Source organism: Vibrio alginolyticus NBRC 15630 = ATCC 17749 (assembly GCF_000354175.2).
Lineage (GTDB): Bacteria > Pseudomonadota > Gammaproteobacteria > Enterobacterales > Vibrionaceae > Vibrio > Vibrio alginolyticus.
Genome location: NC_022349.1, coordinates 2,123,849 through 2,141,604, shown reverse-complemented (window position 1 = coordinate 2,141,604; position 17,756 = coordinate 2,123,849). Strand labels below are relative to the sequence as shown.

Genomic DNA, 17,756 nt, shown 5'->3' with positions numbered 1-17,756 from the left:
ATTCAAATAATGAGAGACAACTTTGGTGATTTGAACATCAACTCGAAACTCCTTCGGGTTGTATGGTTAAGTGACTAAGCGTACACGGTGGATGCCTTGGCAGTCAGAGGCGATGAAGGACGTATTAACTTGCGATAAGCCCAGATTAGGTAGTAAAAACCATTTGAGTCTGGGATTTCCGAATGGGGAAACCCACTTACATAAGTAAGTATCGTTATGTGAATACATAGCATAACGAGGCGAACCGGGGGAACTGAAACATCTAAGTACCCCGAGGAAAAGAAATCAACCGAGATTCCGAAAGTAGCGGCGAGCGAAATTGGACTAGCCCTTAAGCTTTACACGCGTTAGACGAACAGCCTGGAAAGGCCGACGATACAGGGTGATAGTCCCGTAGTTGACGACGTGTGTTCAGTGAAATCGAGTAGGGCGGGACACGTGATATCCTGTCTGAATATGGGGGGACCATCCTCCAAGGCTAAATACTACTGACTGACCGATAGTGAACCAGTACCGTGAGGGAAAGGCGAAAAGAACCCCTGTGAGGGGAGTGAAATAGAACCTGAAACCGTGTACGTACAAGCAGTAGGAGCAGGCTTGTCCTGTGACTGCGTACCTTTTGTATAATGGGTCAGCGACTTATATTCAGTGGCAAGGTTAACCATCTAGGGGAGCCGTAGGGAAACCGAGTCTTAACTGGGCGTTCAGTCTCTGGATATAGACCCGAAACCAGGTGATCTAGCCATGGGCAGGTTGAAGGTTGAGTAACATCAACTGGAGGACCGAACCGACTAATGTTGAAAAATTAGCGGATGACTTGTGGCTAGGGGTGAAAGGCCAATCAAACCTGGAGATAGCTGGTTCTCCCCGAAAGCTATTTAGGTAGCGCCTCGGACGAATACTACTGGGGGTAGAGCACTGTTAAGGCTAGGGGGTCATCCCGACTTACCAACCCTTTGCAAACTCCGAATACCAGTAAGTACTATCCGGGAGACACACGGCGGGTGCTAACGTCCGTCGTGGAGAGGGAAACAACCCAGACCGCCAGCTAAGGTCCCAAATTACTACTAAGTGGGAAACGATGTGGGAAGGCTCAGACAGCCAGGATGTTGGCTTAGAAGCAGCCATCATTTAAAGAAAGCGTAATAGCTCACTGGTCGAGTCGGCCTGCGCGGAAGATGTAACGGGGCTAAGTAGTAAACCGAAGCTGCGGCAATGTACTTTAGTGCATTGGGTAGGGGAGCGTTCTGTAAGCGGTTGAAGGTGTGTGGTAACGCATGCTGGACGTATCAGAAGTGCGAATGCTGACATGAGTAACGATAAAGGGGGTGAAAAACCTCCTCGCCGGAAGACCAAGGGTTCCTGTCCAACGTTAATCGGGGCAGGGTAAGTCGACCCCTAAGGCGAGGCCGAAAGGCGTAGTCGATGGGAAACGGGTTAATATTCCCGTACTTCTTACAATTGCGATGGGGGGACGGAGAAGGCTAGGTGGGCCTGGCGACGGTTGTCCAGGTTCAAGTGCGTAGGCTGAAGAGTTAGGTAAATCCGGCTCTTTCTAAGGCTGAGACACGACGTCGAGCTACTACGGTAGTGAAGTCATTGATGCCATGCTTCCAGGAAAAGCCTCTAAGCTTCAGATTGTAAGGAATCGTACCCCAAACCGACACAGGTGGTCGGGTAGAGAATACCAAGGCGCTTGAGAGAACTCGGGTGAAGGAACTAGGCAAAATGGTACCGTAACTTCGGGAGAAGGTACGCTCTCGACGGTGAAGTCCCTCGCGGATGGAGCTATTGAGAGTCGCAGATACCAGGTGGCTGCAACTGTTTATTAAAAACACAGCACTGTGCAAAATCGCAAGATGACGTATACGGTGTGACGCCTGCCCGGTGCCGGAAGGTTAATTGATGGGGTTAGACTTCGGTCGAAGCTCTTGATCGAAGCCCCGGTAAACGGCGGCCGTAACTATAACGGTCCTAAGGTAGCGAAATTCCTTGTCGGGTAAGTTCCGACCTGCACGAATGGCGTAATGATGGCCACGCTGTCTCCACCCGAGACTCAGTGAAATTGAAATCGCTGTGAAGATGCAGTGTACCCGCGGCTAGACGGAAAGACCCCGTGAACCTTTACTACAGCTTGGCACTGAACATTGACCCTACATGTGTAGGATAGGTGGGAGGCTTTGAAGCGCAGTCGCTAGATTGCGTGGAGCCGTCCTTGAAATACCACCCTTGTAGTGTTGATGTTCTAACGTCGACCCCTTATCGGGGTTGCGGACAGTGCCTGGTGGGTAGTTTGACTGGGGCGGTCTCCTCCCAAAGCGTAACGGAGGAGCACGAAGGTGGGCTAATCACGGTTGGACATCGTGAGGTTAGTGCAATGGCATAAGCCCGCTTGACTGCGAGAATGACAATTCGAGCAGGTGCGAAAGCAGGTCATAGTGATCCGGTGGTTCTGAATGGAAGGGCCATCGCTCAACGGATAAAAGGTACTCCGGGGATAACAGGCTGATACCGCCCAAGAGTTCATATCGACGGCGGTGTTTGGCACCTCGATGTCGGCTCATCACATCCTGGGGCTGAAGTCGGTCCCAAGGGTATGGCTGTTCGCCATTTAAAGTGGTACGCGAGCTGGGTTTAGAACGTCGTGAGACAGTTCGGTCCCTATCTGCCGTGGGCGTTGGAGAATTGAAAGGGGCTGCTCCTAGTACGAGAGGACCGGAGTGGACGAACCTCTGGTGTTCGGGTTGTGTCGCCAGACGCATTGCCCGGTAGCTAAGTTCGGGATCGATAACCGCTGAAAGCATCTAAGCGGGAAGCGAGCCTTGAGATGAGTTCTCCCTGATACTTTAAGTATCCTAAAGGGTTGTCGTAGACTACGACGTTGATAGGCAGGGTGTGTAAGCGTTGTGAGGCGTTGAGCTAACCTGTACTAATTGCCCGTGAGGCTTAACCATACAACACCCAAGGGGTTTTGATGGACTCAATGAAAGAACATTGAATGTGTAAGAACGAGAATTAAAAAACAGCTTTCCGAATTAAAGAATTTGCTTGGCGACCATAGCGTTTTGGACCCACCTGATTTCCATGCCGAACTCAGAAGTGAAACGAAATAGCGCCGATGGTAGTGTGGGGCTTCCCCATGTGAGAGTAGGACATCGCCAGGCTTTATTTTGCACTTGCTTATTAAATAAGCAAGTCACCATAAAGTTCTAAATAAATTTAGAGTTTTATGTTGACTTTCAAAGTGGAAAGCGTATTATACGCACCTCGCTTAAGTGCTAAGGCACTGAAAGCCAAGCTCTTTAACAATATAGACCTATCAATCTGTGTGGGCACTCGTTGATGATAATCCAATTCGATACTTCGGTATCAAATTAGGTTTCAATGAAATGAAGTGACCATTGAATCGAAAGATTCAGCACAGTCAATTCAAACATTACTTTATGTAATGTTCAGTATTCATTGAGCCGAACAAAATCTTAAATTGAAGAGTTTGATCATGGCTCAGATTGAACGCTGGCGGCAGGCCTAACACATGCAAGTCGAGCGGAAACGAGTTATCTGAACCTTCGGGGAACGATAACGGCGTCGAGCGGCGGACGGGTGAGTAATGCCTAGGAAATTGCCCTGATGTGGGGGATAACCATTGGAAACGATGGCTAATACCGCATGATGCCTACGGGCCAAAGAGGGGGACCTTCGGGCCTCTCGCGTCAGGATATGCCTAGGTGGGATTAGCTAGTTGGTGAGGTAAGGGCTCACCAAGGCGACGATCCCTAGCTGGTCTGAGAGGATGATCAGCCACACTGGAACTGAGACACGGTCCAGACTCCTACGGGAGGCAGCAGTGGGGAATATTGCACAATGGGCGCAAGCCTGATGCAGCCATGCCGCGTGTGTGAAGAAGGCCTTCGGGTTGTAAAGCACTTTCAGTCGTGAGGAAGGTAGTGTAGTTAATAGCTGCATTATTTGACGTTAGCGACAGAAGAAGCACCGGCTAACTCCGTGCCAGCAGCCGCGGTAATACGGAGGGTGCGAGCGTTAATCGGAATTACTGGGCGTAAAGCGCATGCAGGTGGTTTGTTAAGTCAGATGTGAAAGCCCGGGGCTCAACCTCGGAATAGCATTTGAAACTGGCAGACTAGAGTACTGTAGAGGGGGGTAGAATTTCAGGTGTAGCGGTGAAATGCGTAGAGATCTGAAGGAATACCGGTGGCGAAGGCGGCCCCCTGGACAGATACTGACACTCAGATGCGAAAGCGTGGGGAGCAAACAGGATTAGATACCCTGGTAGTCCACGCCGTAAACGATGTCTACTTGGAGGTTGTGGCCTTGAGCCGTGGCTTTCGGAGCTAACGCGTTAAGTAGACCGCCTGGGGAGTACGGTCGCAAGATTAAAACTCAAATGAATTGACGGGGGCCCGCACAAGCGGTGGAGCATGTGGTTTAATTCGATGCAACGCGAAGAACCTTACCTACTCTTGACATCCAGAGAACTTTCCAGAGATGGATTGGTGCCTTCGGGAACTCTGAGACAGGTGCTGCATGGCTGTCGTCAGCTCGTGTTGTGAAATGTTGGGTTAAGTCCCGCAACGAGCGCAACCCTTATCCTTGTTTGCCAGCGAGTAATGTCGGGAACTCCAGGGAGACTGCCGGTGATAAACCGGAGGAAGGTGGGGACGACGTCAAGTCATCATGGCCCTTACGAGTAGGGCTACACACGTGCTACAATGGCGCATACAGAGGGCGGCCAACTTGCGAAAGTGAGCGAATCCCAAAAAGTGCGTCGTAGTCCGGATTGGAGTCTGCAACTCGACTCCATGAAGTCGGAATCGCTAGTAATCGTGGATCAGAATGCCACGGTGAATACGTTCCCGGGCCTTGTACACACCGCCCGTCACACCATGGGAGTGGGCTGCAAAAGAAGTAGGTAGTTTAACCTTCGGGGGGACGCTTACCACTTTGTGGTTCATGACTGGGGTGAAGTCGTAACAAGGTAGCGCTAGGGGAACCTGGCGCTGGATCACCTCCTTATACGATGATTATTGCGATGAGTGTTCACACAGATTGATACGGTTTATGAAGTTTAAGAGATAGAACATCCCCCAAGATGTTCACTTAGTGTCCCGTTCGTCTAGAGGCCTAGGACACCGCCCTTTCACGGCGGTAACAGGGGTTCGACTCCCCTACGGGATACCATTGGGTCGTTAGCTCAGTTGGTAGAGCAGTTGACTTTTAATCAATTGGTCGCAGGTTCGAATCCTGCACGACCCACCATTTCTCGATGGGGCTATAGCTCAGCTGGGAGAGCGCCTGCCTTGCACGCAGGAGGTCTGCGGTTCGATCCCGCATAGCTCCACCATTCGAGGAACTTCTTCCACTAAGAAGTAAAACTAATGTGGGCGATTAGCTCAGTTGGGAGAGCACCTGCCTTACAAGCAGGGGGTCACTGGTTCGAGCCCGGTATCGCCCACCATCTTTAAACATTCTCTCTTGAGAGTTTTTAAAAATGGTTACTTCATTAGAAGTGATTAGCTCTTTAACAATTTGGAAAGCTGACAAAACAATCTTTAAGATTGTTTGTAAAGTTCTCAATGTTTGTCTTTAAGACAAACACCAAAAAACACATTCAAGTGTTCTTGGGAATATCACTTTTACAGTGATTATTCGAAATTGAGTCCGGCAAAATCGATATGTCTCTCGTTCATTCAAATAATGAGAGACAACTTTGGTGATTTGAACATCAACTCGAAACTCCTTCGGGTTGTATGGTTAAGTGACTAAGCGTACACGGTGGATGCCTTGGCAGTCAGAGGCGATGAAGGACGTATTAACTTGCGATAAGCCCAGATTAGGTAGTAAAAACCATTTGAGTCTGGGATTTCCGAATGGGGAAACCCAATACCATAAGGTATTACTGTTGAGTGAATACATAGCTCAACAGGGCGAACCGGGGGAACTGAAACATCTAAGTACCCCGAGGAAAAGAAATCAACCGAGATTCCGAAAGTAGCGGCGAGCGAAATTGGACTAGCCCTTAAGCTTTACACGCGTTAGACGAACAGCCTGGAAAGGCTGACGATACAGGGTGATAGTCCCGTAGTTGACGACGTGTGTTCAGTGAAATCGAGTAGGGCGGGACACGTGATATCCTGTCTGAATATGGGGGGACCATCCTCCAAGGCTAAATACTACTGACTGACCGATAGTGAACCAGTACCGTGAGGGAAAGGCGAAAAGAACCCCTGTGAGGGGAGTGAAATAGAACCTGAAACCGTGTACGTACAAGCAGTAGGAGCAGGCTTGTCCTGTGACTGCGTACCTTTTGTATAATGGGTCAGCGACTTATATTCAGTGGCAAGGTTAACCATCTAGGGGAGCCGTAGGGAAACCGAGTCTTAACTGGGCGTTCAGTCTCTGGATATAGACCCGAAACCAGGTGATCTAGCCATGGGCAGGTTGAAGGTTGAGTAACATCAACTGGAGGACCGAACCGACTAATGTTGAAAAATTAGCGGATGACTTGTGGCTAGGGGTGAAAGGCCAATCAAACCTGGAGATAGCTGGTTCTCCCCGAAAGCTATTTAGGTAGCGCCTCGGACGAATACTACTGGGGGTAGAGCACTGTTAAGGCTAGGGGGTCATCCCGACTTACCAACCCTTTGCAAACTCCGAATACCAGTAAGTACTATCCGGGAGACACACGGCGGGTGCTAACGTCCGTCGTGGAGAGGGAAACAACCCAGACCGCCAGCTAAGGTCCCAAATTACTACTAAGTGGGAAACGATGTGGGAAGGCTCAGACAGCCAGGATGTTGGCTTAGAAGCAGCCATCATTTAAAGAAAGCGTAATAGCTCACTGGTCGAGTCGGCCTGCGCGGAAGATGTAACGGGGCTAAGTAGTAAACCGAAGCTGCGGCAATGTACTTTAGTGCATTGGGTAGGGGAGCGTTCTGTAAGCGGTTGAAGGTGTGTGGTAACGCATGCTGGACGTATCAGAAGTGCGAATGCTGACATGAGTAACGATAAAGGGGGTGAAAAACCTCCTCGCCGGAAGACCAAGGGTTCCTGTCCAACGTTAATCGGGGCAGGGTAAGTCGACCCCTAAGGCGAGGCCGAAAGGCGTAGTCGATGGGAAACGGGTTAATATTCCCGTACTTCTTACAATTGCGATGGGGGGACGGAGAAGGCTAGGTGGGCCTGGCGACGGTTGTCCAGGTTCAAGTGCGTAGGCTGAAGAGTTAGGTAAATCCGGCTCTTTCTAAGGCTGAGACACGACGTCGAGCTACTACGGTAGTGAAGTCATTGATGCCATGCTTCCAGGAAAAGCCTCTAAGCTTCAGATTGTAAGGAATCGTACCCCAAACCGACACAGGTGGTCGGGTAGAGAATACCAAGGCGCTTGAGAGAACTCGGGTGAAGGAACTAGGCAAAATGGTACCGTAACTTCGGGAGAAGGTACGCTCTCGACGGTGAAGTCCCTCGCGGATGGAGCTATTGAGAGTCGCAGATACCAGGTGGCTGCAACTGTTTATTAAAAACACAGCACTGTGCAAAATCGCAAGATGACGTATACGGTGTGACGCCTGCCCGGTGCCGGAAGGTTAATTGATGGGGTTAGACTTCGGTCGAAGCTCTTGATCGAAGCCCCGGTAAACGGCGGCCGTAACTATAACGGTCCTAAGGTAGCGAAATTCCTTGTCGGGTAAGTTCCGACCTGCACGAATGGCGTAATGATGGCCACGCTGTCTCCACCCGAGACTCAGTGAAATTGAAATCGCTGTGAAGATGCAGTGTACCCGCGGCTAGACGGAAAGACCCCGTGAACCTTTACTACAGCTTGGCACTGAACATTGACCCTACATGTGTAGGATAGGTGGGAGGCTTTGAAGCGCAGTCGCTAGATTGCGTGGAGCCGTCCTTGAAATACCACCCTTGTAGTGTTGATGTTCTAACGTCGACCCCTTATCGGGGTTGCGGACAGTGCCTGGTGGGTAGTTTGACTGGGGCGGTCTCCTCCCAAAGCGTAACGGAGGAGCACGAAGGTGGGCTAATCACGGTTGGACATCGTGAGGTTAGTGCAATGGCATAAGCCCGCTTGACTGCGAGAATGACAATTCGAGCAGGTGCGAAAGCAGGTCATAGTGATCCGGTGGTTCTGAATGGAAGGGCCATCGCTCAACGGATAAAAGGTACTCCGGGGATAACAGGCTGATACCGCCCAAGAGTTCATATCGACGGCGGTGTTTGGCACCTCGATGTCGGCTCATCACATCCTGGGGCTGAAGTCGGTCCCAAGGGTATGGCTGTTCGCCATTTAAAGTGGTACGCGAGCTGGGTTTAGAACGTCGTGAGACAGTTCGGTCCCTATCTGCCGTGGGCGTTGGAGAATTGAAAGGGGCTGCTCCTAGTACGAGAGGACCGGAGTGGACGAACCTCTGGTGTTCGGGTTGTGTCGCCAGACGCATTGCCCGGTAGCTAAGTTCGGGATCGATAACCGCTGAAAGCATCTAAGCGGGAAGCGAGCCTTGAGATGAGTTCTCCCTGATACTTTAAGTATCCTAAAGGGTTGTCGTAGACTACGACGTTGATAGGCAGGGTGTGTAAGCGTTGTGAGGCGTTGAGCTAACCTGTACTAATTGCCCGTGAGGCTTAACCATACAACACCCAAGGGGTTTTGATGGACTCAATGAAAGAACATTGAATGTGTAAGAACGAGAATTAAAAAACAGCTTTCCGAATTAAAGAATTTGCTTGGCGACCATAGCGTTTTGGACCCACCTGATTTCCATGCCGAACTCAGAAGTGAAACGAAATAGCGCCGATGGTAGTGTGGGGCTTCCCCATGTGAGAGTAGGACATCGCCAGGCTTTAGTTTTATTTTCACTTTTTCGAAAAGTGAAGACAAAAGCGGACACTTGCTTATTAAAGCGAGTGATACCACTGCGGAGTGGTAGTTCAGTTGGTTAGAATACCGGCCTGTCACGCCGGGGGTCGCGGGTTCGAGTCCCGTCCACTCCGCCACTTATATTAAGCCTCAGTGGAAAGATTGAGGCTTTTTTCGTTTTAGTTCCCCGACTTACCTTAAACCCACTTTCATATTGAAACCTTGCATCGAGAGGCCGGCTTCCCTCTGGCGATGCTTTCTAAGCCCTGTTTGAGTGAAGTGGAACGCAGTTTTGTGTGGTTCCTGCAGTCTCTAGCGCTAGTTTTGAGCCCCTGTGCTTAACTTACCAAAGCTTCCTTTATTATTACCTGGAAAATTTATTCACTAGGTTATGTTATTTTCGGGGGAGATTTCTCTGCTTTAGATGTTTTGATTTAGCCATAGGCGCTTATTAATATAAACTCAGCGCATTTAAAACTTTCCAAACATGGATTTTGTTTTGTCGATCTATTTAAGCCAGTGTCTTAAAGTATATTCGCTACTTCTTCCCTCTAACCTTCAAAGCCACCACTACGTACGTATATAACGTGAGCGGTATAGGTGCTTTCATAGCTGTGTTTGCAGAGTAAGCAGTTCACCTGGCACATTGACTGAGGAAAAGTCTTCTTTCTGTGGACCTTCGTGTAAGTCACGATAGTTTTAACAATTATCTGGTACTTTTTATTCTAAAGGTGTACGCTTCACATCGAATATTTTTTCGACAGTAAATCATGTTATATCTCTTGTTTAAAAGCTTTGTAAGAAGGCTGAACTCCGTGCAAAAAACGCGATGAAGTGTTGCTCGGAGTCTTAAATTATCTTCATCAGGTGTTTTATGTGTGGGTAGCTTCGCTGAAGTTATACGCAGGAGCTTGTACACCTGATAAAAGAGAAGAGATGGCCGGTGATATTTCATCATCGGCCTTTTTGTATCTGTTAAGCAGCTACAAAGCATTACCCAGTATTGAAATAAGGGCCGGTATTGATCACCGGCCCTTTTTTATTTGGTTAAAAACATGAGTATTTTACAAGTTAAAAATTTGTCTTATCAGGTAGCCGATAAGACATTATACAACAACGTGACCTTTCGTATTAACGTGGGAGAGAAAGTAGGTATCACCGGAGCGAATGGTGTTGGAAAAAGCACCTTATTGAAACTGCTTTTCGGTGAATTATCTGCAGATAAGGGCTGCATTGACTGGTTACCAAACCTTGAGGTGGGGTATTTAGAGCAACATTTTAAGATGGATAATGCGCTGACGGTTTATGAATGCTTAAAGAGTGCTTTTGAGAACTTATACGCTGCCGAGCAGAAGCTTTGGACTTTGTATCATGCGATGACCGAGTCTCACTCTACATCTCTTTTAAGCCAAGTCGCTCGGCTACAGGCATATTTAGAAGATGAAAACTTCTATGCAATTAATACCAAAATTGAACAAGTTGCTGTAGGTCTTGGCATTTATCAATTTGGCTTAGATACACCGCTTGTCTCGCTAAGTGGCGGTCAAAGGCACAAAGTCCTTTTAGGCAGGTTGTTACTTCGCAACCCCGATGTGTTAATTCTTGATGAGCCGACAAACTATCTTGATGCTCCGCACATTGAATGGCTAGTCACGTTTCTCAATGATTACATTGGCACCGTTTTACTGGTTTCTCATGATGTTGATTTCCTTAATCAAGTAGCGACCAGTATTTGTGATATTGATTATCAAACGGTTCGAAAATACAGCGGCACTTATGTCAAAGCAATGCAGCAAAAGCATCACGATGGTGCTTTGATAGAAAAGCAATATAAGGCTCAGCAAAATGAAATTCGAAAGTTAGAGCAATTTATTGCCCAAAATGGTGCAGGAGTTAACGCCAGTCTTGCTAAAGGGCGTAAGAAAAAACTGGATAAAATCGAACGTATTCAACTGAATCATGTAGAGAAAGTATCGACGTTTGACTTTGCTTACCAGCCCATTGGGCAACCGAATGTGATGGACGCAAAAGCGTTGATGATCGGTTATCAGCAGCCTCTGCTTCCAGTATTTGATATCACGTTAGCGCGCGGGGAAAAGTTGGTTGTTGCTGGTTTTAACGGCGTGGGTAAGTCGACCTTACTTAAAACCCTGATGAGGGAGATCGAGCCACTCTCTGGTGAGGTGGTATTGGCAAAAGGTGCAATGATTAGTTATTTTTCTCAAGATTTGTCTTGGCGCCATCCTCAGAACACACCTGAACAGGAGCTGTGCTCTTGTGCGCCAACAATCTCAAGCAAAGAGTCACGCAAACTATTAGCTCGCTTTGGGATTACGGGGGATAAGACGCAGCGCCACTTAGATACATTGAGCGGTGGTGAGCAAACTCGGGTGAAGCTGTGTTGTTTATCGGTTCAGAAATGCAATGTTTTGCTGTTGGACGAACCAACAACACACTTGGATAGCAGCAGTAAAAATGCGCTTAAAGAGGCTCTCCAGCGCTTTTCCGGTAGCGTGATTGTGGTATCTCATGAGAAGGTATTTTTGCAATCTTGGCCTGATAGAGTTTTAGATATTTCGTTGCTCACTTGTGCTGAATCGGAAACAGAACAGGAGGTGGAGCTATGATGCAGTCCATGATCCTATTTCTCGTTGCTTTTCTTGTTGGTGCTGATGAGTTGATGCTTGGATCTATTCTTGAACCTATCGGAAATGATTTAAGTGTTCAACCGAGTCAGGTTACCTTATTTATTACGGCATATAGTTTGGCCATAGCAATTTGCGCTCCTTACCTAGGCCGTTTATCAGACCGAGTTGGGCGTATTCGTATCATGGTGCCTGCTTGCTTTGTATTTGGGGTTGCGTCTATTACGACGGGCATAGTTCATGATTTTGAACTTGCTATTGCAACTCGAGTGATCACTGGTATTGCAAGTGCAGGCATGTTACCAATTGCATTCGCGTTAGCGGGAGACGCGAAGGGTAATAGAGCGATGCGTCAAATTGTGATGGTTCAGGCGGGATTAACGCTAGGTATGATAACTAGCCCGGCGATCGGAGCATTGTTGACCCAGCTTTTATCATGGCGTGCCGCTTTTATTATTTTGGGCGTGGCGGCTCTCTTTGTCGGTGCCATGAGCGTAGTGTCCATGAACAACAAGCATAATGAGTCCAAGAAGTCAGATACTCTGCCACCTATCACAGACGTCATTCATCTTCCATGCGCGTTGAGGGCGATTCTAGCGATGTGTTTAGGCCTAGGGGGAGGTATTGGTGTATTTAACCTGATAGGCCTTCATATTCGAGATACCAGCGAGTTGGCGCTCGGTTGGGTGGGCGCTATTTATGCTGCTCTAGGGATCGTGAGTGTGGTTGGAAATATGTGCGTGGGGAGAGCTTGCCGTTGGCTTGGTAGCTCTCGAGCTGTTATGCGAGTGGCTTTAATGGTGTGCATACCTTGCAGTGCATGGGTGTTCTCAAGTGAGATGAGTACGGTTACCGCTTATCTTCCAGCTCTAGTGCTCTGGTCTCTTGCTGGAGGGGTTGGTTCTCCGGCATTACAAGCACATATCGCAAGCTTATCTGATGAATATCGAGGTGTGTTAATGTCTTTTGGAATGAGTATGATGCACTTTGGTGTCGCGATTTGGTCTGCCTTGGCGGGCTTCGCGTATTCTGTAGGCAATGAATGGGTCGCTTTCGTGGCTTTGCTATTGTTTGGCTCAGCAGTAGTTATCTTAAAGCCAGTTGGTAATACTGAACAAAGTGAGCGTTATTCGTAGTGTTTTAGTAGATAAAGAAAAGCCGTTACCTAAAAAGGTAACGGCTTGTTCCAAATACTTTTTGAAAAACGGTCTTAGTTCATGCCGTATTTCTTAAGTTTCTTGCGAAGAGTACCGCGGTTGATACCCATCATAGTTGCTGCGCGAGTTTGGTTACCGCGAGTGTACTGCATGATAGTATCTAGTAGTGGCTGTTCAACTTCAGCTAGAACTAATTCGTATAGTTCTGTTACTTCCTGGCCGTTTAGTTGAGCAAGGTAGTTTTTAAGAGACGCTTTAACAGAGTCACGTAAAGGCTTCTGAGTAATCTGGTCTTGTGACGTTACTGTAGTTACTGTTAATGCTTCTGAAGTCAGATTTTGTTCGAACATATTCGGTCTAGCTCTTCTCTTAATTATGATGCAACGTTATCAAAATAACCTTCTAACGCCTCAATTTGCAGCGGAGCTGCGTCGATAGCGTTGAAGGTACGGCGAAACTCACTTGCCTGTTCATGCTCTTTCAGGTACCACCCAACGTGCTTGCGCGCGATACGTGGACCTAAGAACTCCCCATAAAACTCATGCAGAGCATTTACATGACCAAGCATAATGGTTTTCACTTCCTCAGTTGGAAGTTCCTCCATTGTGGTGCCGTTTTCCAAATAGTGATGGATTTCCTGGAAAATCCAAGGACGACCCTGGGCAGGGCGTCCAATCATTAAAGCGTCCGCACCGGTGTACTCCAGTACAAATTTGGCTTTCTCCGGGCTATCGATATCACCGTTCGCGATAACCGGAATTGAAATCGCCTCTTTTACCGCTTTAATGCTGTCATATTCGGCCTCACCTTTGTACATACATGCTTTCGTTCTGCCATGCAGAGCAAGAGCTTGTATGCCGCAGTTTTCGGCTAATTTAGCGATCTGGACACAGTTCTTGTTGTCTGTATCCCAGCCAGTTCGAGTCTTTAACGTTACAGGAACGTCCACTGCATTCACGACCGCTTTCAAAATCTCTTCGATAATGTTTGGGTATTGAAGCAGAGCAGAGCCCGCTAGCTTCTTATTCACTTTTTTTGCCGGGCAGCCCATGTTGATGTCGATGATTTGTGCACCGTTCTCAACACTGAATTGAGCTGCGTCCGCCATAAGCTGTGGATCGGAACCCGCAATCTGTACAGAGCGAATGCCCGATTCGCCCTCGTGTACCATGCGCTGTTTCGACTTTGACGTTCCCCATAGTTTTGGGTTAGCAGACATCATTTCACTGACGGCCATTCCCGCACCATAGCGAAGACACAACTCGCGAAACGGTCTATCCGTTACACCAGCCATAGGGGCTACGATTAGATTGTTCTTAAGTTGATAGTTTCCGATTTTCAAAACGTCATCACAGTTCTGTACCAGCAAGGGCGCGCATTTTACGCATTTTTTCACTGCGTGAAAAGACTAATATTTGAGCATTTACAAATTGTTTTTGTAAACTGTATTAATTTCAAACAATTAGCTCTGAAAACCTTGTCTAGCCTTGCTTACGACCAGAGATGCGACACCATTCACTTTGCTCAACAATCGGGTCAATGTGAAGCTCGTCACGGTAATAGTTCGCAACATCTTCAGCTTGAGTGTCTAATACGCCGGACATAGCGAGGTCGCCATTTGGCTTAACTAGTCCTTTGATGATAGGTGCAAGTTCACGTAAAGGTCCCGCAAGGATGTTGGCCACAACGACGTCAGCGACGAGACCTTCTGGTTGATTTTGCGGTAAGTAAACTTCTAGTTTGTCTGCAACGCCATTACGCTCAGCATTGTCTTTTGAAGCAAGCAGGGCTTGAGGATCAATGTCGATCCCTATCACTTTTTCAGCGCCCAGTTTGATCGCTGCGATCGCAAGAATACCTGAGCCACAACCGAAGTCGATAACGGTCTTACCGCTTAAGTCCATGCTTTCTAGCCACTCAAGACAAAGTGCTGTTGTAGGGTGAGTACCCGTACCGAATGCAAGGCCTGGATCCAACATAACATTAACAGCGTCAGGATCTGGAATGTCGCGCCAGCTTGGGCAAATCCATAGGCGTTCACCAAATTTCATTGGGTGGAAGTTTTCCATCCATTCGCGTTCCCAGTCTTTATCTTCAAGCTGTTCTACTTTGTAAGCAAAATTGTCAGCCAGCATATTGCTCGCTTTAATTTGGTCGATGATGAAGTTAGTGTCTGCTTCTGCATCATACAGTGCCAGAATATCAGTATCGCCCCATAAGCGAGTTTCGCCAGGTAGAGGTTCGAATACAGGTGTATCCTGCGCGTCTAAGAATGTAACAGACAGCGCGCCAGTCTCTTCCATTAGCATATCGCCGATTTGCTCAGCGTTTTCATTGGTCGCGTTGAGTTTGATTTGAATCCAAGGCATTGGTTTTTGCTCTTAAAGTGAATGAAGTGGCGCAGAGTTTACCAGAACTCTACGATTTGTTTGAGTATATACCCAAATAAGCCGATTTATATGTTGAGCCCTTTGCGTACATATAAAACAAAAATGCCCACGGGAGTGGGCATTTTTTAAGACGTTTGCTTAGGCTTATTGTAAGCCAAGCTTCTTCTCTAGGTAGTGGATGTTTGCACCACCGTGTTGGAAGTTTTCGTCATTCATAATGGAGAATTGCAGTGGCACGTTAGTTTTGATGCCTTCGATGATCATCTCACCCAGTGCGTTTTTCATACGTGCAATCGCTACATCACGGTTCTCACCGTAAGTGATCAGTTTACCAATCATTGAATCGTAATGAGGTGGTACTGTGTAGCCTGTGTAGATATGAGATTCCCAACGTACACCCATACCGCCAGGAGCGTGGAAACGCTCGATCTTACCCGGAGATGGTAGGAAGCGCTCAGGGTCTTCTGCGTTGATACGACACTCAATCGCATGGCCACGGATCTTAATATCATCTTGAGTGAATGACAGAGGCTGACCCGCTGCAACACGAAGCTGTTCTTTGATTAGGTCGATGCCAGTAACCATCTCTGTTACTGGGTGCTCTACCTGAATACGAGTGTTCATTTCGATGAAGTAGAACTCACCGTTCTCGTATAGGAATTCAAACGTACCTGCGCCGCGGTAACCGATCTCGATACATGCACGAGTACAGCGTTCACCGATGTACTTACGCATTTCTTCGGTGATACCAGGTGCTGGAGCTTCTTCCACTACTTTTTGGTGACGACGTTGCATTGAACAGTCACGCTCACCAAGGTGGATTGCGCCGCCTTGACCGTCAGCAATAACCTGAACTTCAACGTGACGAGGGTTTTCTAGGAATTTCTCCATGTAAACCATGTCATTGTTGAACGCCGCTTTTGCTTCAGCACGTGTCATTGCAATGGCTTGGATAAGGTCTTTCTCTGCGCGAACAACACGCATACCACGACCGCCGCCGCCGCCAGATGCTTTGATGATTACTGGGTAACCAATGCGCTTAGCAAATGCTTTGTTTTTCTCTTCGTCATTGTCTAGAGGGCCGTCAGAACCCGGTACACAAGGAACGCCTGCTTTCTTCATTGCATTGATAGCAGATACTTTATCGCCCATTAGGCGGATAGTGTCTGCCTTTGGACCAACGAAGATGAAACCACTGCGCTCAACTTGCTCTGCGAAGTCTGCGTTCTCAGACAGGAAGCCGTAACCTGGGTGGATAGCCACAGCACCAGTCACTTCTGCTGCAGAAATGATGCGTGGAATGTTTAGGTAGCTGTCGATACCACGAGCAGGGCCGATACATACGGTTTCGTCTGCGAGTAGTACGTGCTTAAGATCGCGGTCCGCTGTTGAGTGAACAGCGACGGTCTTAATACCTAATTCTTTACAAGCGCGAAGAATACGAAGTGCAATTTCACCTCGGTTCGCGATGACTACTTTGTCTAGCATAAGGCAAGCCCCGCTTATTCGATTACAACAAGAGGTTGGTCGAATTCAACTGGTTGGCCGTCTTCAGCTAGGATTGCTGTAACAACGCCAGATTTGTCCGCTTCGATTTGGTTCATCATTTTCATTGCTTCAACAATACATAGAGTATCGCCAGCATTTACTTTCTGACCCACTTCTACGAATGCTTTAGAGTCTGGGCTTGGAGAGCGGTAGAAAGTACCAACCATTGGAGAAAGAACTTGGTGACCTGCAGGTGTTGCTGCTGGAGCTTCTGCTGCTGGCGCTTCCGCTACTGGTGCCGCTGCTACTGGAGCAGGTGCCGCCGCTGGAGCTGCTGCGTAGTGAATTGGTGCTTGAGGGGCTGCAGTGCCATGACGGCTGATGCGCACTGACTCTTCACCTTCAGAGATCTCTAGCTCAGCAATGCCAGACTCTTCAACTAACTCAATTAGCTTCTTGATTTTACGAATATCCATCTTTTCTTTCTCTTTTATCTTGTGATTAAGACAACCCTCGTAGGGTTGCAGAGTGTTAGGGTTACTTTGCCTGTAGCTTATTGATCGCTGCAGACAGAGCAAATTCATAACCTTGTGCGCCTAAACCGCAAATCACACCCTCTGCTTTATCTGACAGGTAAGAGTGATGACGGAATGGTTCACGTGCGTGCACATTTGATAAGTGCACCTCAATAAATGGGATGGCGACGCCAAGTAATGCATCTCGCAGCGCCACACTAGTATGAGTGAAAGCCGCTGGATTGATGATGATGAAGTCAATCTTGCCATAGGCAGCGTGAATGGCTTCAATCAGTTCGTACTCACGATTTGATTGTAGGTGTTCCAGTTCTACCCCAGCGTTATGGGCTTGCTCTGTAAGAGTATCCACAACTTGAGCTAAGGTACTGTGACCATAGTGTGTCGGTTCGCGCAGACCCAATAGATTAAGATTTGGTCCGTTTAGAACAAGAATCCGTGACTTTGCAGACATTGTGTTGCTATCTTCCCTTATCGTGAGTGGAACGTTTATATTCCCAAATATACGATAGTTCAGCACGATTTTTTTGTTAAAACCGAGCAAATTTTAAAAAATCGACCAAGATTATAGCTAATTCATAGCAATTAGCAGCAATTTACTGGTCTAATCTCCTAATAGCCACTCTCGTTTCTGTAACCAAGTTAACAAAAACAAC

8 protein-coding genes, 5 tRNA genes and 5 rRNA genes are annotated in these 17,756 nt (G+C 47.8%); 12 read left to right on the top strand and 6 right to left on the bottom strand.

From position 1 onward, the window contains the following. The first annotated feature begins 64 nt into the window (after positions 1-64). The 12 genes from N646_RS09815 to N646_RS09760 all read left to right on the top strand — a co-directional run bounded on the left by N646_RS09815 (position 65) and on the right by N646_RS09760 (position 12,668). Positions 65-2,954, top strand: a 23S ribosomal RNA gene (locus tag N646_RS09815). Positions 2,955-3,047: 93 nt separating this feature from the next. Continuing rightward, a 5S ribosomal RNA gene (gene rrf / locus N646_RS09810) occupies positions 3,048-3,164 on the top strand. 317 nt (positions 3,165-3,481) lie between these two features. Next, positions 3,482-5,034, top strand: a 16S ribosomal RNA gene (locus tag N646_RS09805). Between the two features lie 89 nt (positions 5,035-5,123). After that, a tRNA-Glu gene (locus N646_RS09800) sits at positions 5,124-5,199 on the top strand. A gap of 2 nt (positions 5,200-5,201) precedes the next feature. After that, positions 5,202-5,277, top strand: a tRNA-Lys gene (locus N646_RS09795). 9 nt (positions 5,278-5,286) lie between these two features. Beyond that, positions 5,287-5,362 (top strand) — tRNA-Ala (locus N646_RS09790). Positions 5,363-5,400: 38 nt separating this feature from the next. Continuing rightward, positions 5,401-5,476, top strand: a tRNA-Val gene (locus tag N646_RS09785). 294 nt (positions 5,477-5,770) lie between these two features. Then, positions 5,771-8,660 (top strand): 23S ribosomal RNA (locus N646_RS09780). 93 nt (positions 8,661-8,753) lie between these two features. Further along, a 5S ribosomal RNA gene (rrf, locus tag N646_RS09775) occupies positions 8,754-8,870 on the top strand. Together the 16S, 23S and 5S rRNA genes with 5 tRNA genes alongside form the textbook arrangement of a ribosomal RNA operon. 77 nt (positions 8,871-8,947) lie before the next feature. Further along, a tRNA-Asp gene (locus N646_RS09770) sits at positions 8,948-9,024 on the top strand. Positions 9,025-9,942: 918 nt separating this feature from the next. Then, positions 9,943-11,514 carry an ABC-F family ATP-binding cassette domain-containing protein gene (locus N646_RS09765; protein WP_017821767.1) on the top strand — a complete coding sequence of 524 codons (1,572 nt, stop codon included), beginning with the start codon at positions 9,943-9,945 and terminating at the stop codon, positions 11,512-11,514. Beyond that, a complete protein-coding gene (locus tag N646_RS09760) occupies positions 11,511-12,668 on the top strand; it encodes an MFS transporter (RefSeq protein WP_017635555.1) in 1,158 nt (385 codons plus the stop codon). Before N646_RS09765 ends, N646_RS09760 begins: the two co-directional genes overlap by 4 nt. A gap of 74 nt (positions 12,669-12,742) precedes the next feature. Here the strand turns inward: N646_RS09760 and fis are convergent, their stop codons facing one another. The 6 genes from fis to aroQ form a co-directional block, all read right to left on the bottom strand. Then, a complete protein-coding gene (gene fis, locus N646_RS09755; protein WP_000462885.1) occupies positions 12,743-13,039 on the bottom strand; it encodes a DNA-binding transcriptional regulator Fis in 297 nt (98 codons plus the stop codon). A gap of 23 nt (positions 13,040-13,062) precedes the next feature. Beyond that, on the bottom strand, positions 13,063-14,031 hold the full coding sequence (gene dusB / locus N646_RS09750; protein WP_005382505.1) for a tRNA dihydrouridine synthase DusB: 969 nt from the start codon (positions 14,029-14,031) through the stop codon (positions 13,063-13,065). 139 nt (positions 14,032-14,170) lie between these two features. After that, on the bottom strand, positions 14,171-15,058 hold the full coding sequence (prmA, locus tag N646_RS09745) for a 50S ribosomal protein L11 methyltransferase (protein WP_005382507.1): 888 nt from the start codon (positions 15,056-15,058) through the stop codon (positions 14,171-14,173). Positions 15,059-15,223: 165 nt separating this feature from the next. Continuing rightward, entirely contained in the window at positions 15,224-16,567 is a 1,344-nt protein-coding gene (gene accC, locus N646_RS09740) for an acetyl-CoA carboxylase biotin carboxylase subunit (RefSeq protein WP_005382509.1), read from the bottom strand. A gap of 14 nt (positions 16,568-16,581) precedes the next feature. Further along, positions 16,582-17,043, bottom strand: coding sequence for an acetyl-CoA carboxylase biotin carboxyl carrier protein (gene accB / locus N646_RS09735; RefSeq protein ID WP_005386355.1), 462 nt, complete (start codon positions 17,041-17,043; stop codon positions 16,582-16,584). Positions 17,044-17,104: 61 nt separating this feature from the next. Next, complete coding sequence (aroQ, locus tag N646_RS09730; RefSeq protein ID WP_005382360.1) at positions 17,105-17,554, bottom strand: type II 3-dehydroquinate dehydratase; 450 nt, start codon at positions 17,552-17,554, stop codon at positions 17,105-17,107. Positions 17,555-17,756: the final 202 nt, after the last annotated feature.

Bases quoted from the DNA above. Each gene is read 5' to 3' on its own strand.
- N646_RS09760 (WP_017635555.1), top strand. From the start codon at position 11,511: ATGATGCAGTCCATGATCCTATTTCTCGTTGCTTTTCTTGTTGGTGCT.
- fis (WP_000462885.1), bottom strand. From the start codon at position 13,039: ATGTTCGAACAAAATCTGACTTCAGAAGCATTAACAGTAACTACAGTA.
- prmA (WP_005382507.1), bottom strand. From the start codon at position 15,058: ATGCCTTGGATTCAAATCAAACTCAACGCGACCAATGAAAACGCTGAG.
- N646_RS09765 (WP_017821767.1), top strand. From the start codon at position 9,943: ATGAGTATTTTACAAGTTAAAAATTTGTCTTATCAGGTAGCCGATAAG.
- accB (WP_005386355.1), bottom strand. From the start codon at position 17,043: ATGGATATTCGTAAAATCAAGAAGCTAATTGAGTTAGTTGAAGAGTCT.
- accC (WP_005382509.1), bottom strand. From the start codon at position 16,567: ATGCTAGACAAAGTAGTCATCGCGAACCGAGGTGAAATTGCACTTCGT.
- aroQ (WP_005382360.1), bottom strand. From the start codon at position 17,554: ATGTCTGCAAAGTCACGGATTCTTGTTCTAAACGGACCAAATCTTAAT.